The sequence below is a fragment of the Ruegeria sp. BHSC276 genome (assembly GCF_059612945.1).
The window spans coordinates 82,463-96,361 of the sequence record NZ_JBXWRP010000009.1 but is presented as its reverse complement, the minus strand read 5'-3'; the positions used below and the strand labels follow the sequence as shown (position 1 = coordinate 96,361).

At 62.7% G+C, this 13,899-nt stretch carries 15 protein-coding genes; 7 read left to right on the top strand and 8 right to left on the bottom strand.

What is annotated here, in order from left to right:
- Window positions 1-5 precede the first annotated feature (5 nt).
- On the bottom strand, window positions 6-230 hold the full coding sequence (locus tag AC2FMD_RS15315) for a YdcH family protein (protein ID WP_005981552.1): 225 nt from the start codon (window positions 228-230) through the stop codon (window positions 6-8).
- A 165-nt stretch (window positions 231-395) separates the two neighbouring features.
- On the opposite strand from AC2FMD_RS15315, the gene AC2FMD_RS15310 reads away from it, so the two are divergent.
- From AC2FMD_RS15310 to AC2FMD_RS15295, 4 genes are all read left to right on the top strand, one after another.
- Window positions 396-809: an Hsp20 family protein gene (locus tag AC2FMD_RS15310; protein WP_149776452.1), complete on the top strand. Its 414-nt coding sequence runs from the start codon at window positions 396-398 to the stop codon at window positions 807-809.
- A 3-nt stretch (window positions 810-812) separates the two neighbouring features.
- A complete protein-coding gene (locus AC2FMD_RS15305) occupies window positions 813-1,037 on the top strand; it encodes a DUF1150 family protein (protein ID WP_496678593.1) in 225 nt (74 codons plus the stop codon).
- A gap of 96 nt (window positions 1,038-1,133) precedes the next feature.
- On the top strand, window positions 1,134-2,021 hold the full coding sequence (locus AC2FMD_RS15300) for a PhzF family phenazine biosynthesis protein (RefSeq protein WP_496743063.1): 888 nt from the start codon (window positions 1,134-1,136) through the stop codon (window positions 2,019-2,021).
- Window positions 2,018-2,884 carry a hypothetical protein gene (locus tag AC2FMD_RS15295; protein ID WP_496678591.1) on the top strand — a complete coding sequence of 289 codons (867 nt, stop codon included), beginning with the start codon at window positions 2,018-2,020 and terminating at the stop codon, window positions 2,882-2,884. The genes AC2FMD_RS15300 and AC2FMD_RS15295 overlap by 4 nt, the downstream gene beginning before the upstream one ends.
- Window positions 2,885-2,959: 75 nt before the next feature.
- Here the strand turns inward: AC2FMD_RS15295 and AC2FMD_RS15290 are convergent, their stop codons facing one another.
- The 3 genes from AC2FMD_RS15290 to trxB all read right to left on the bottom strand — a co-directional run bounded on the left by AC2FMD_RS15290 (window position 2,960) and on the right by trxB (window position 7,623).
- Window positions 2,960-4,678 (bottom strand): bifunctional sulfate adenylyltransferase/adenylylsulfate kinase, encoded by a 1,719-nt coding sequence (locus AC2FMD_RS15290; protein WP_496743061.1) that lies wholly within the window; start codon window positions 4,676-4,678, stop codon window positions 2,960-2,962.
- Window positions 4,679-4,875: 197 nt separating this feature from the next.
- Window positions 4,876-6,567, bottom strand: a complete 1,692-nt coding sequence (locus AC2FMD_RS15285; protein WP_496743059.1) for an adenylate/guanylate cyclase domain-containing protein — start codon at window positions 6,565-6,567, stop codon at window positions 4,876-4,878.
- A gap of 114 nt (window positions 6,568-6,681) precedes the next feature.
- Complete coding sequence (gene trxB / locus AC2FMD_RS15280) at window positions 6,682-7,623, bottom strand: thioredoxin-disulfide reductase (protein WP_496687241.1); 942 nt, start codon at window positions 7,621-7,623, stop codon at window positions 6,682-6,684.
- 208 nt (window positions 7,624-7,831) lie between these two features.
- Here trxB and AC2FMD_RS15275 point away from each other — a divergent pair, with 208 nt between their 5' ends.
- Window positions 7,832-8,332 (top strand): Lrp/AsnC family transcriptional regulator, encoded by a 501-nt coding sequence (locus AC2FMD_RS15275; RefSeq protein ID WP_005981568.1) that lies wholly within the window; start codon window positions 7,832-7,834, stop codon window positions 8,330-8,332.
- Window positions 8,333-8,460: 128 nt separating this feature from the next.
- Here AC2FMD_RS15275 and AC2FMD_RS15270 read toward each other — a convergent pair whose 3' ends face one another.
- The 4 genes from AC2FMD_RS15270 to lgt form a co-directional block, all read right to left on the bottom strand.
- Window positions 8,461-9,243 carry a Hint domain-containing protein gene (locus AC2FMD_RS15270; protein WP_496678586.1) on the bottom strand — a complete coding sequence of 261 codons (783 nt, stop codon included), beginning with the start codon at window positions 9,241-9,243 and terminating at the stop codon, window positions 8,461-8,463.
- Between the two features lie 736 nt (window positions 9,244-9,979).
- Window positions 9,980-10,738, bottom strand: coding sequence for a peptidoglycan editing factor PgeF (gene pgeF, locus AC2FMD_RS15265; protein ID WP_496743057.1), 759 nt, complete (start codon window positions 10,736-10,738; stop codon window positions 9,980-9,982).
- Window positions 10,735-11,802, bottom strand: coding sequence for a class I SAM-dependent methyltransferase (locus AC2FMD_RS15260; RefSeq protein WP_496795214.1), 1,068 nt, complete (start codon window positions 11,800-11,802; stop codon window positions 10,735-10,737). The genes pgeF and AC2FMD_RS15260 overlap by 4 nt, the downstream gene beginning before the upstream one ends.
- Window positions 11,799-12,686 (bottom strand): prolipoprotein diacylglyceryl transferase, encoded by an 888-nt coding sequence (gene lgt / locus AC2FMD_RS15255; protein WP_496743053.1) that lies wholly within the window; start codon window positions 12,684-12,686, stop codon window positions 11,799-11,801. The genes AC2FMD_RS15260 and lgt overlap by 4 nt, the downstream gene beginning before the upstream one ends.
- Before the next feature lie 97 nt (window positions 12,687-12,783).
- Here lgt and AC2FMD_RS15250 point away from each other — a divergent pair, with 97 nt between their 5' ends.
- Together AC2FMD_RS15250 and AC2FMD_RS15245 are read left to right on the top strand one after the other, a co-directional pair.
- Window positions 12,784-13,032 (top strand): accessory factor UbiK family protein, encoded by a 249-nt coding sequence (locus tag AC2FMD_RS15250; RefSeq protein WP_005981581.1) that lies wholly within the window; start codon window positions 12,784-12,786, stop codon window positions 13,030-13,032.
- Window positions 13,033-13,371: 339 nt separating this feature from the next.
- Window positions 13,372-13,872 carry a type III secretion system chaperone family protein gene (locus AC2FMD_RS15245; protein ID WP_496687251.1) on the top strand — a complete coding sequence of 167 codons (501 nt, stop codon included), beginning with the start codon at window positions 13,372-13,374 and terminating at the stop codon, window positions 13,870-13,872.
- The last annotated feature ends 27 nt before the right edge of the window (window positions 13,873-13,899 follow it).

Below are 13,899 nucleotides of genomic sequence, written 5' to 3'. Positions count from 1 at the left end.
CCGGATCAGGCGATGATGTCAGGGGTCAGGCGATCCTCGATCAGCCGGATGATGTCCTTCAGGCGCAGCTTCTGTTTCTTCAGACGCTTCACCGTCAGCTGGTCGGCGGTGCCGGTCGCCTCGAGCGCCTTGATCGCCTCGTCCAAGTCGCGGTGCTGCTGGCGGAACACCTCCAGTTCGACGCGCAGAACCTCGTCGGTTTTCATCGAAATGTCGGTGGGCGCATTCATGGGCGACTCATTCGTGGCTGGTGGTGCGTGACCCACAGAATAGTGCGTTCGGGTGAAATCTCCTAGACCTTGTGGTCGGCCGTATTTCACCCCATATTCTGATGTGTGCGGTTGCCGACTTGGGGCCGCGCATCACGTCGCTTTGACAAAGAAGGACGAGAAAACGTGTCAAAACTTACTCTTGGCTCATACCCGCATCTTCTGGGGTTCGAGCAGTTGGAACGCCTTCTGGAACGGTCCGCAAAGGCCGGAAACGAAGGGTATCCGCCCTACAACATCGAACAGACATCCGATCACTCGTACCGCATCACCCTGGCCGTGGCCGGGTTTTCCGAAGACGACCTGTCGATCACCATCGAGGATCGGCAACTGGTGATCCGGGGCCGTCAACGCGACGACAGCGAGGGGCGCGTGTTCCTGCATCGCGGCATCGCGGCCCGTCAGTTCCAGCGCATGTTCGTTCTGGCCGACGGGGTCGAAGTGGGCGAGGCCATCATGGAAAACGGTCTGCTGCACATCGACCTGACCCGCGCCGTGCCGGAAGCCGTGGTGCAGACGATCAACATCAGGAAAGGGTAAGCCATGAATACACCGTATGAAATCAACACCGAAGGCGATCGGATCGTCTATGTGAAAGCCGTGGACGTGGCCAAGCTGCCGCATGAGGTGCGCGCGCAGGCCGGAGATCTGGAGCATCTCTATGCCGTCCACAACTCGGACGGGCAGCAATTGGCGCTGGTTGCCGACCGCAAGCTGGCCTTCGTTCTGGCCCGCCAGCATGACCTGTCGCCGGTGGCCGTGCACTGACACGGCCCGCGACGGCGCAGTTCAGGCCGCGCGAATGGACATACTCCCACCCGCAGGGCCCGGCCCTGAGCGTAGACCGACAGGGCACGAGGGCACATGAGCTGGTTCGAATTCGATTGGGTGGACGCCTTCAGCGACCGCGCCTTTGGCGGAAATGGCTGTGCGGTCGTGCATGAGGGTGCACATCTGCCCGTTTCGGTCTGCACAGCCTTCGTCCGCGAAACCTCGTTGGTGGAATGCACCTTTACCGGCCCTTCGGACGTGGCCGATGTCCGGGTGCGCTATTTCCTGGCCAGCCGTGAAATTCCCTTTGCCGGTCACCCGACCATAGCCACCGTGGCCGCGATGCGCAGTCGCGGGCTGATCTTGGGCAACACCCTGACCCTGGAAACCGGTGCGGGGATCGTGGGCATCCGTTTGGATGGCGACCAGATCGAGATGACGCAGGTCGCGCCGGAGTTCGGCCCGCATGTCGCGCCCGAGCTGGTGGCGGCCGCCATCGGGCTGCCCGCCAGCGCGATCGTTTCGCCGCCGCAGTTGGTTTCGACCGGGCTGCCGTTCTGCATTACCGTCCTGCGCGATCACGCGGCCCTGCGCGCGGCACAACTGAACCTGGATGCGCTGCGCCAAGTGGCGCAGACGGCGGGCTATTCAGGCGCCGACATGGCCGAACCGTTCCTGGTGACGCTGCAAGGCGCAACCGAGGCGGGCGACACGTTCTCGCGCCTGCTACTGGCCCCGCCCAGCCCGCCGGAAGACCCGTTCACCGGATCGGCCACCGGCGCCATGGCGGCGTATCTGTGGAAATACGGGCTTATGGCCAAGGACAGCTTTGTCGCCGAACAGGGCCACGACATGGATCGCCCGGGGCAGGCCGTCGTCACCCGCGTGGGGCCGCCGGATGCGATGACGGGCATCAAGGTCGCCGGGTGCGGGTTCGTCCTGATGCGCGGCCAGACCGACCTGCCGGACACCCTGCAATGACCGAATCTGCGATCGCGATCCTGCCCTACGGCCACCGTCTGGGGCCGAAACTGACATCGGTGCCGCTGTCCGATCTGATCTGGCCTTTGGGCTGCCCCGAGCGGTTGACGGGCAAGACCGTGGGCGACCTGACACCATCGGACCATCTGCTCATGTATCCCAACTCGACTGTGCATTTGCGGCTGCGGCGCGGCACGCGGGCGCGGATATCTCTGATGATGGGCGAGCCGTCGGCCATCCATGGCAAGCATGACCGGATGCTGCGATGGACCTGGCGGCGATTCTTCCGGGTGTTCACCTTCCACGAGGTGTTGCTGGACAGCTTGCCCAACGCGGTGTTCCTGCCCTATGGCGTGACCCAGGTGCCCGATTGGCGCGACTTGGACGTGACCAAACACCGGTCGTGCTCGCTGATCGCCTCGGCCAAGCGCGATCTCGAGGGGCATCAGCTACGCCATGCGGTGATCGACTGGGCGCGCGAAGCGGGGGCCGATGTCGACATCATGGGCCGTGGCTACAACCCGTTCGAGCGCAAATCCGACGGGCTGGCGCCTTATCGCTATTCGGTCATCATCGAAAACGTGCGCGAGCGGAACTACTTTTCAGAAAAACTGACTGACGCGATCCTGTGCGCGACCGTGCCGATCTATTGGGGCTGCCCGAATATCGGTGATTTTTTCGATACCAAGGGCATGATCCTGTGTAACAGCCAAGCCGATATCCAGCGTGCGATTCAATCGGCGTCCGAAGAGGATTATCAATCACGCCTGCCGCATCTGCGGGCCATACAGGACAAGGCGGCGTGGTTCGGCGATTTCGAAACCCGCGCGGCACAGGCCCTGCGTGACGCCTTGCGCGGCTGACGATCACCTTTGGCGCCGGACCAAAAAGAAAGGCCCCCGGAAACCGGGGGCCTCTGAACTTTGGGGCAGCTCGGATCACGACGCCGCGATCAGCCCCATGCTTTCCAGCTTCAGCAGAACCTGGTGGGCGCAGTTGTCCACGTCCACATTCTCAGTCTCGACCCGCAGTTCCGGGTTTTCGGGCACGTCATAGGGGTCCGAAATTCCGGTGAATTCCTTGATCTTGCCTTCGCGCGCCAGCTTGTACAGGCCCTTGCGGTCGCGGCGCTCGCATTCCTCGAGGCTGGTGGCCACGTGGACCTCGCAGAAGGCGCCAAACTGCTCGATCTCCTCACGCACGGCGCGGCGTGTGGCCGCGTAGGGTGCGATCGGGGCACAAATGGCAATGCCGCCATTCTTGGTGATCTCGGAGGCCACATAGCCGATGCGGCGGATGTTCAGGTCGCGGTGTTCCTTCGAGAAGCCCAGTTCCGAGCTGAGGTTCTTGCGGACGATGTCACCGTCCAGCAGCGTGACGGGACGGCCGCCCATCTCCATCAGCTTGACCATCAGAGCGTTGGCGATGGTCGATTTGCCCGAGCCCGAGAAACCGGTGAAGAAGACGGTAAAGCCCTGCTGGCTGCGCGGCGGATAGCGGCGGCGCAGCTGCTCGACCACCTCGGGGAACGAGAACCACTCGGGGATCTCGAGCCCTTCGCGCAGACGGCGGCGCAGTTCGGTGCCCGAGATGTTCAGGATCGTGACGTTGTCCTTGTCCTCGATCTCGTCCGCGGGTTCGTACTGCGCGCGCTCCTGCACATAGACCATGTGTTTGAAGTCGACCATCTCGATGCCGATCTCGTCCTGGTATTTGCGGAACAGGTCCTGCGCGTCGTAGGGACCATAGAAGTCCTCGCCCTGGCTGTTTTTGCCCGGGCCGGCATGGTCACGGCCGACGATGAAATGGGTGCAGCCGTGGTTCTTGCGGATAAGGCCGTGCCAGACCGCTTCGCGCGGGCCTGCCATGCGCATCGCCAGGTTCAGCAGGCTCATCGTAGTTGTCGAGGCCGGGTATTTGTCCAGCACCGCCTCATAGCAGCGTACGCGGGTGAAATGATCAACATCGCCGGGCTTGGTCAGGCCTACGACCGGATGGATCAGCAGGTTGGCCTGCGCCTCACGCGCGGCACGGAAGGTCAGTTCCTGATGCGCGCGGTGCAGCGGGTTGCGGGTCTGAAACGCGACGATGCGGCGCCAGCCCAGCTTGCGGAAATAGGCGCGCAGCTCGTTCGGCGTGTCGCGGCGGGCTTTGAAGTCGTAATGCACCGGCGGCTGGATGCCGGTCACGGGACCGCCAAGGTAAACCTTCCCGGCCACGTTGTGCAGATAGTTGACGGCCGGGTGCGCCAAGTCGTCAGCACCGAAAACCTTTTCGGCCTCGCGCGACTTGTCCGGGCTCCAGCGGTCGGTCACCGTCATGGTGCCCAGGATCACGCCTTCCTGGTCGCGCAGGGCGATGTCCTGACCCAGCTCGATCTGTTCGGCGAACTCTTCACTGACATCCAGTGTGATCGGCATCGGCCAAAGGCTGCCATCGGCCAGGCGCATTTTCTCGACCACGCTGTCATAGTCGGCTTCGGTCAGGAAACCCTTGAGCGGGTTGAACCCGCCGTTCATCAGCAGTTCCAGGTCGCAAATCTGGCGCGGGGTCAGATCCCAGCTGGTCAGGTCGGCGGCTTCGACCTTCAGCTTCTGTGCGGATTCATAAGAAACATACAGCTCCGGGATCGGGGCCAGATTACTCAACATCGTCATTGCAATACTCTTGTCGCAGTGTGGTTGCTTGGTGATTCAGGTGCGTTCCGTGGGGGCATGTGCCCCGGTCGGTGAGCAAAGTCCACACCGTTTCATGAAACAAAGGAGGATATGCGCGGTTTTTGCCGGTTTTGGAAGAATTTTCCCCGAAAATCTCGCGAACGTAGCCAGATTTCTGCAAATCGCCGACAATCGGGTCAGTCGGCGATGATTTGTTCCGCGGGCGCCAGCAAAGTGTTCAGATCGCTGGCACGTTCAACCGCCAGCGCGGCCAGCGGTTCCGACACGCCGCGCAGCAGGAAACTTCGCAAGGTCAGCGCATCGGTCGCGACCCCCGCCGCGCGCAACACGATCTCCGAGGCCAGAAGCTCGACCCCAAGGGCTTTGGTTTCGCTCTCCAAGCGGCTGGCCACGTTGACCGCGTCGCCGATGATCGTGCGGGCTGCATGACCGGCAGCGCCGATTTCGCCCAGGACCAGATCGCCCAGATGCAGGCCCATGCCGATGCGGATCTCGGGGCTGTTTTCCGCAGCCAGCTTATGGTTGAACCGCTGCAGGGCCCGGCTGATATTTGCTGCGGACTTCAATCCGGCTCGGGCCGAACTGGCCGCATCCGCCGTTTCGTAGACCGCCAGCAACCCGTCGCCCATGTATTTGTCGACGGTGCCCCCGTCGGCGGTGATGGCCGGAACGATCGCATCGAAGAACCGGTTCAACAGAAACACGATGTCGTAGGGCAGTTGCCCGGTAGTGCGCGCCGTAAAGCCGCGCATGTCGAGAAACAGCACGGCCAGTTTCCGTTCCTGCCCCTGGCTGGCATGGGCGCGTTGCCGCCCGCCGTCGGGCCGGAACACCCGGAACACGGTCAGCGGATCCTGGGGGCGGACCTGGCAGGCGAGGCGCGTGCGGTCGGCGGCACCAACGGCCTTCAGGCTGCGCGCTTCGGACGAGCTGGGCGCGGGCAGCCGGTCCGCGCCGTCTTCGACGATCACCCGGCAGGTGGTGCATCGCCCTTTGCCGCCGCACAGGGCGGTATGGGGAACGCCGTTGGCCCGCGAGATTTCCAGCAGGGTCAGCCCTTTTTCCGACACCACCTCGGGGCCGTCCACATAGCGCACCCGGACCGAATGCCGCCTGCGCCATATCTTGCGCCCGAAATGCACCGCGAGCGCCGCGCCCAGCGCCACCCAGAACACCATCAGCACGTTGTCTTTCACGCCGAGCATGGTTTCAAAGGCTTCGGGGCGGGGCCAGTTGTAATGTTCGACATACTGCTCGCGCAGGTCGGGATCGGCGAAATCGGCCCAGATGCGCCTCCCCTCGGTCAGCAGGCCGGCCAAGGCAAAGCCGGGAATGAACACGGCGACGCCGATCAGATAGGGCACCAGCTTGCCCCACCAGCGGGTCAGTCTCAGCCACATGTGCAGCCCGATGCAGCCGTGGATCCAAACCACCAGCATCAACGTGCTCTGCATCCAGATGGCCACGTTGGGCCACATCAGGATGATGATGTAACCCATCTCGTCATTGACGCCGAAAACCTCATGCGCATAGCGCGTGTGCACGATATGCGAGATCAACTGTAGGGGGATCAACAGTCCCAGCACCACTTGCAGGGCTGTTTGAAAAGGCATGCGCAGCGTCCGGCGCCGGGCGATCGAAACCAGGGCAAGCCCGGCATGGGTCAGCAGTGCAGAATACAGCAGAACGCCGCCCAGAACATGCCGGGTGACCTGCTGCCGCGCATCCTGCATCCCGTGCAGGTGGTCGGTGTGAAACAGACCCAGCCCTATATTCAGGAAATGAAAGAAGGCGAAGGTGAACAGAACCAAGCCGCTAGCGATGCGCAGGCGGGTCGTCCAACTGCCCTGCCAAAGAGGGTTGCCCAATCTATCACCCGTTTCTTACGTGCGTGCCGTAAGTCTGCGGCGCGGGGGTACCCCGGGTCAAGCGTAGGGCAAAACGAAAAAAAAACGCGGCACCTGCGTGCCGCGTTTTAGGGGTTATTCCTGTTCGGCCAGGAACCGTTCGGCATCCAGCGCCGCCATGCAGCCCATTCCGGCCGAGGTCACCGCCTGCCGATACACATGGTCGGTCAGGTCGCCGGCCGCGAACACGCCGGGGATCGAGGTCTGCGTGGTGCCGGGTTTGGTTTTGACATAGCCGCCCATATGGGTTTCCAGCACGTCCTTGACCAGCTCGTTGGCGGGCGCGTGGCCGATGGCGACGAACACACCCTTGCAGGGGATCTCGGTGATCTCGCCGGTCTTGACGTTTCTCACCCGCACGCCTTCGACGCCCAGCGGATCCTCGGTGCCGAACACCTCTTCCAGTTCGTGGAACCACAGCGGCTCGATCTTTTCGTTCTTGAACAGGCGGTCTTGCAGTATCTTTTCGGCGCGCAGCTCGTCCCGGCGGTGGATCAGCGTGACCTTGCTGGCGAAATTGGTCAGGAACAGCGCTTCTTCCACGGCGGTGTTGCCGCCGCCGATCACCACGATCTCCTGCCCACGGTAGAAGAAGCCGTCACAGGTGGCGCAGGCCGAAACACCGAAGCCCTTGAATTTCTCCTCCGACGGCAGCCCCAGCCATTTGGCGCGCGCACCGGTCGCCAGGATCACCGCGTCGGCGGTATAAATCGTGCCGCTGTCGCCCTTGGCGGTGAAAGGACGTTTGGACAGGTCCAGGTCATTGATGATGTCACCGATCACCTCGCAGCCCATGGCCTTGGCGTGATCCTGCATGCGCACCATCAGGTCAGGGCCCTGAACCTCGGTGTCGCCGGGCCAGTTTTCGACCTCGGTGGTGGTGGTCAACTGGCCGCCCGGTTCGATGCCCTGCACCAGAATCGGGTTCAGCATCGCGCGGCTGGCATAGATGCCCGCGGTGTATCCGGCAGGCCCCGATCCGATGATAAGAACCTTTGTGTGTCGTGTCTCGGCCATGGAATCCCCACTCGAATTTGCCTGTGCCCGTCGCGGGCGCCGGACCTCGATATAGCGGTGGCATCGCACGGCTTAAAGCCCCTTCCTGTCACGCCTGCGTCAGGCGGGGCGGGCAGGGTCGGCGCGAAAAGAAAATTGCGCAGATGCGAAAGAATATTGCGCGCAGCCTGGGTGCTGATATAAGAACCGAAAAATTCAGGAGCACCGCATGGTCACGACACGGCTGGATGAGATCGACCGAAAGATCCTTGCAGAATTGCAGGCGGATGGGCGCATGACCAATGTCGAACTGGCAAAACGCGTTGGAATTTCAGCGCCGCCCTGCCTGCGCCGCGTGCGCACGCTCGAGGAGGCCGGGTACATCCGCGGCTACCACGCCGAGGTCAACGCCCGCGAGCTGGGATTCGAAGTTCAGGTTTTTGCGATGGTGGGACTGGAAAGCCAGGCCGAGGCGGAACTGCGGGCGTTCGAAGACCGCTGCCGCGACTGGCCGCTGGTCCGGGAATGCCACATGCTGAACGGCGAGGTGGACTTCATCCTGAAATGCGTCGCCCCCGACCTCAGCAGTTTTCAACAGTTCCTGACGGGCGAGTTGCTGACCACGCCCAACGTGGCCAGCGTCAAGACCTCGCTTGTCATCCGCGGCGCCAAGGACGAACCGGGCGTCCCGTTCGACGTGCTGGAAGAACGGATGAACCGGACGGCGTGACCCCGGCCTGCGCCGTTTGCGGTGCGCAAGGCGGCAAGATAGCGGCGATGGCCAACGAAATGGCCCAACTGATCAAGATCTGCATGTTTCCCCCACTTTGATGCAGTTTAAAGTAGTAAGTAGATTGTTCAGGCGATGATCGAGTCCATTTCTCCGTCTCGAGCGCGTTCCATGGCCAGCGGTCCGAAGTCGTTGATTGAATGGACGTGCGCGAACAGATTGAGATAGACCGCCCGCAAGGCGGGGGTCATCATCCGCAAAGCCGTCAGGCCGGGGTGGTAGGTTTCGAACTGCAGGCCGTCCACGTTGATCACCGCATGGCGCCTAAGGCAGATATGGAACAACTCGACTGGGGTCGGCGGCAAGGTCTCGATCACGTTCATGCCGTCCTGGAATTCATCCACTGGGGTCAGCATCGGCTGACCGTTGTTCAGGTGCCGCAAATGCGCGGGTGTGGCCAAAAGGCGTGCCGCGGGCCCTGCGATTACGCCGGATTGCGGTTTTTGCAGCCCGAAGGCGTCGGCCATAATCCGCGTCAGCGGGCGGGTTCGGCCCCGCGCGTCGGGACGCCCCGGGATCAGGGTGACCGACCCTTTCCATAGAACCGTCTGCGATGTCCCGTCATGGGTCAGCACCGTGTCGCCAGGCAGAAGATCCTCAATTGCCAAAGGCCCGTGTTCAGTCTCCAACAGCGACCCGCGGGAAAACGCGCAGAAGGCGTCTTCGAAGACCGGTAGAGCGGGCGCGATATGCCTGGTTTGCGAAATGTCGCCATTTGCCAGCAGGGCGCTGACTTCGTAGCGGCGCAGCTGCGGCCGGGGCGCGTGGCCGGGCTGATCGCCACTTTGCGTCAACGGTGCTGTTTCAATAGCGTTTCTCGCTGCGCGCATCAGAGAATTTGGAAAAGTCATGAAATCTTGATCCTCTCAAATGACCATCTGGGCGATTGCAGCGTGGCCGCATTCGCGTCTGACGGTTCGTATTCCTGTCTCGAGGAGTGATACGTGGCCCGGCAACAACCCGCGCAGGCAGTGCAGAAAATACACGTCATACATTCGGTCAAATCATTGACCCCCCAGACAAACTCGTAAACCGCGGACGAAATTGTCCACGCACTCATGCCCCTGGCACATTTCTCCGCGCATTCAGTGCGCGGACGGCACATCCGGTCGGGGCAGGCCCGAGATGCGCAGGCGACCATGGGCAGGCAGCTTGCCCAGGATCGCTGTCCGGATCAGGACTGCAGTGCCAGACGGCGCGCAACCCTGACGGATCTGCTGGATACCCGTTTCCAGGGCATTTCCAGCTTTTGGTTCGATGTCGCGGCTATGACGCCGCGAAGAAAACGCGATTTCGACTTCATGTCACATCCTGCGCAGTTTTGTGGGGATCACCCGTTTTTGTGGGGGTCACCCGTTTCCCGCTGAGAATTCCGGACCATTGCGGCACTGATATGGCCGCACTGGGATCAATTGGAGATGGGATGTGTTTAGTCTTTACGCGCCTCTTTTTTTATCGGTCAGCCATACGGACGAGGCCCCGCGTCCAAAGCTTTGATAACCGTCCGAAAACTCTTCTGATTCCGCCTTCGATGTTTTCACGGAATTGTGGCGAAAAGGGGGCGTCGGAACAAATTTTCGCCGAAGTCTACAGCCGGATCGCAGAGATCAGTCGCCCGTAATCGGCTTCGCCCGCATGGGTCGCGCGTCGATAGGAATAAAACCGCTCCGGGTCGGAATAGGTGCAGTGGCGCGTCCATTCGGCATGCCCGACGCCGGCCCGCCGCAGCCGGTGCAGCCCAAAGGCCGGCAGGTCGAACAGCATCCGGTCACCTTGGCCATTCGCGAAAAAGCGGGTGTTGTCAGGATCATCGGCGATGAAATCGTCCAAAAATTCGGGGCCTACCTCATAGGCGCGTTGCGAGATCGTGGGCCCGATCACCGCCCGAATGTTTGCTCGTCGGGCGCCCAGCGTCTCCATCGTGTCGAGCGTGGCCTCGAGCACGCCTTCCAAAGCGCCGCGCCAGCCGGCATGGGCGGCGCCGATCACGTTTGCGTCAGGATCGGAAAACAGCACCGGTTGACAGTCGGCGGTCAGTACAGTCAGGGCCAGACCCGGCGTGGCGGTCACGATCGCGTCGGCCTTGGGTTTGTCGCCAAGGATCGGTCCTTCGATCGTGACGACGGCAGGCGAATGTACTTGGTGAACACCGATCAACGCCTCGGGCGCGATCTCCATCGCAGCGGCCACGCGGCGGCGGTTCAGCGCGACCGCCTCGCTCTGGTCCGAGGACCCCAGCCCACAGTTCAGTCCCGCAAATATGCCCGACGATGCGCCGCCGCGGCGGCTGAAGAAACCGTGTCGAACAGGTGAAAGCAAGTCCGAGGTCAGAATTTCCAGTGTCATGGCTCGAGTCCCGGTGGCGGTGCTGCGGGTTTGCGGTACAGGCCCAGCACCTTGAACAGGTTTCCCATTTCCTCGGGGTGCGTCAACCGTCGATGTGCGGCGACCAGCATGTTCAGCGCATCGCCCGTCAGCGGGCCTGCCAAAGTCTGCGCACGCTGGGTGATGCCCAGCCGTTCAAGGAACACGCCTTGCGGCGTCAGCCGGGTATGGGCGCAGCCCGCGGCGCGGGCGGTCTGGGCCAGCAGCTCGAAGTCCACATGGGCCGTCAGATCGGCCTGGCCGGGGCTGGCCAGCGGGTCGGCCCGTTCGTGTCCCTTCAGGGCCTGGAACGTGTCGCCCAGCGAAAGCCAGTCGCCATAGTCGATGATCAGGCCCACGCCGCCATGGGTGCGGATCCGGCGGGCGATCTCGGTGACGACGGGAACAGCGGCGGCACAGAGTTCGACCAGATCGCCATCCCGCGTGTCCTCGAGCCGCGCGGTCAACGCCGGCTGCGCTGCCCGTGCGCCCAGGCCAAAGGCCAGATCGTCGCCCTTGAGCCCCACCAGGCGCTCGCGCCAGCCGTCGCCGTCGCGCAGGAACTGGCGGATGGGCAGGGCGTCAAAGAACTCGTTGGCCACCAAGTATAGGGGCAGGTCCGGCAACGCGCCAACCTGTACGATCCAGTCCGGCGCGTGCCCCGCCAGCGCCTCGGCCTGCAGGCCGCGCAGCACCGGCGACGCCTCGAGCAGCACCACCTGTGCCGCGTCGTGAAACCCCGGCACCCCCTTGGTGGCCCGCAGGATGTCGGCCATCAACGTGCCGCGCCCGGGGCCGAGTTCGGCCAGCGCGAAGCGTTCCGGCTTGCCCTGGTCGATCCAGGCTTGGGCCAGGCACAACCCGATCAGTTCCCCGAACATCTGGCTGATTTCGGGGGCGGTGACGAAATCGCCCTGCGCGCCCAGAGGGTCGCGGGTGGTATAGTAGCCGTAAGTCGGATGCAGCAGGCACTCGGCCATGTAGCCGGCGATGCTCATCGGCCCGTCCTGCCGGATGCGGGCAATCAGATGGTCTCGCAGGTTCATCCCGCCCTCCGGGCGCGTAGCGCGAACCACAGGCCGAGCGCGATCATCGGCAGGGACAACAACTGGCCCATGGTCAGGCCATAGCCGCCGACATGCAAGGCCAGACCCAGCGGGTTGCCGGGCGAGACGAATTGGGCATCGGGCTGGCGAAAGAACTCGACGATGAATCGCGACGCACCATAGCCCGCCAGGAACACGCCCATAACCCGGCCCGGCCAGTGAAACGCCCCGCGCCGATAGACCAGCCACAAAAGAAGCGCGCCCAACAGCAGCCCTTCGAGCGCGGCCTCGTACAGTTGCGAGGGATGGCGGGCGCACAGACCGACGGCTACGTTGGCGCAATCCTGCGCCTCCGTTCCCGGAAAGATCACCGCCCAAGGCAGGTCGCTGGGTCGGCCCCACAGCTCGGCATTGACGAAATTGGCCAGCCGCCCCAGCAGCAGCCCAGGCGGCACGGTGTGCGCGATCAGGTCGGCCAGCGGCAGAATCGACACCGTGTTGCGCCGCGCATACAGATATGCGGCGGTCACCACGCCCAACAGCCCGCCATGGAATGACATGCCGCCCTGCCACACTTTCAGAATGTCCAGCGGATGGCTCAGATAATATACTGGCTGATAGAACAGCACGAAACCCAGCCGCCCGCCCAGGATCACGCCCAGGATGATCCAGGTGATCAGGTCCTCCAATTGCTCGGGGCGCATCGGCGGGGTCTGATGGGGCCACAGGGCCGGGCGCCGCAGCGCCATCAGCGCCATGCGCCACGCGATCAGGATGCCGGCGATATAGGCCAGCGCATACCACCGCAGCGCGAATTCCACCCCGAAGGCGGAAATCGAGAACAGCTCGGGCGACAAATCGGGAAAGTTCAAAACAGCCTGCATGTGCGTCTCATTGCCCGGGGTTCGCGGGGCAAGTCAACCTTGAGCCCGCGCCCCTGATCCCCCATATAGGGGTCAACCGCGATACCGGAGAAGTGACATGCAGACCCGCAACAAGTTTCTGGACGATATGTCCCAGCTGATGACCAACGCGATGGGTGTGGCCCAGGGCGCGCGGGAAGAGGCCGAGAATGCGATGAAGTCGCTGCTCGACCGTTGGCTGGCCGATCGCGATTTCGTCACGCGTGAGGAATTCGACGCCGTCCGCGCCATGGCCCAGAAGGCGCGCGAAGAGAACGCCGCGCTCGAGGCGCGCATCGCCGCGCTGGAGGCCAAGCTGGACAAGTAAGCCAGGTCGGGGCGCTCCGCGCCCGAATCCCTGGTCAAAAACTTCGGAAAAAACGCTCCTTTTCGCAGGGTCCGGGCCGGGATCCTGCGGTGAGGTGAATCTTGCCGTCAGTTGAGCATAAATCAAGACAAACCTGCGATTGCCGCCAATATTTTGATCGCCGTTGCCATCCATCCACAACTTATTGCTGTTATCCCCAAGTTTGGGGGTTGTCAGAGTCCGGCCTGCAGCGCACCATATTTAGTACAGGCCAAAGGGGGAAGCCCGGCTTGTAGAGCAGGCAACTAGCGCTGGGGCGCTGCCAGCCCCGAAATGCTAGATTTTCAGTGAGGTGGCATCATGGCCCTGTCCGAGCATTTTCTGGAAGAAGACCTTCATCCGATCGACATTGTCGAACATCTGGCCGAGCATCACGACTGGGATTTCGACCGGATCGGCGACGACCAGATCGCCATGGCGGTCGAAGGCCAGTGGCGCACCTACTCGATCACCCTGGCTTGGTCCAATTACGACGAAACGTTGCGCATGGTCTGTTCGTTCGAGATGGAGCCGCCATCCGACCGGATTGGTGATCTGTACGAACTGCTGAATCACATGAATGATCAATGCTGGGCCGGGGCCTTCACCTATTGGGCCAACCAGAAGCTGATGGTCTATCGGTACGGCTTGGTTATGGCGGGTGGCCAGTCGGCCAGCCCCGAGCAGATCGACACGATGATCACCGCCGCCGTCCTCAGCGCCGAGCGCTACTATCCGGCGATCCAGCTGGTGACCTGGGGCAACCGCAGTGCCGAAGAGGCGATGCAAGTCGCCATTGCAGAGGCTTACGGCCGCGCGTAAAGCTTTGCCCTGAACCGCAAAAGCAGG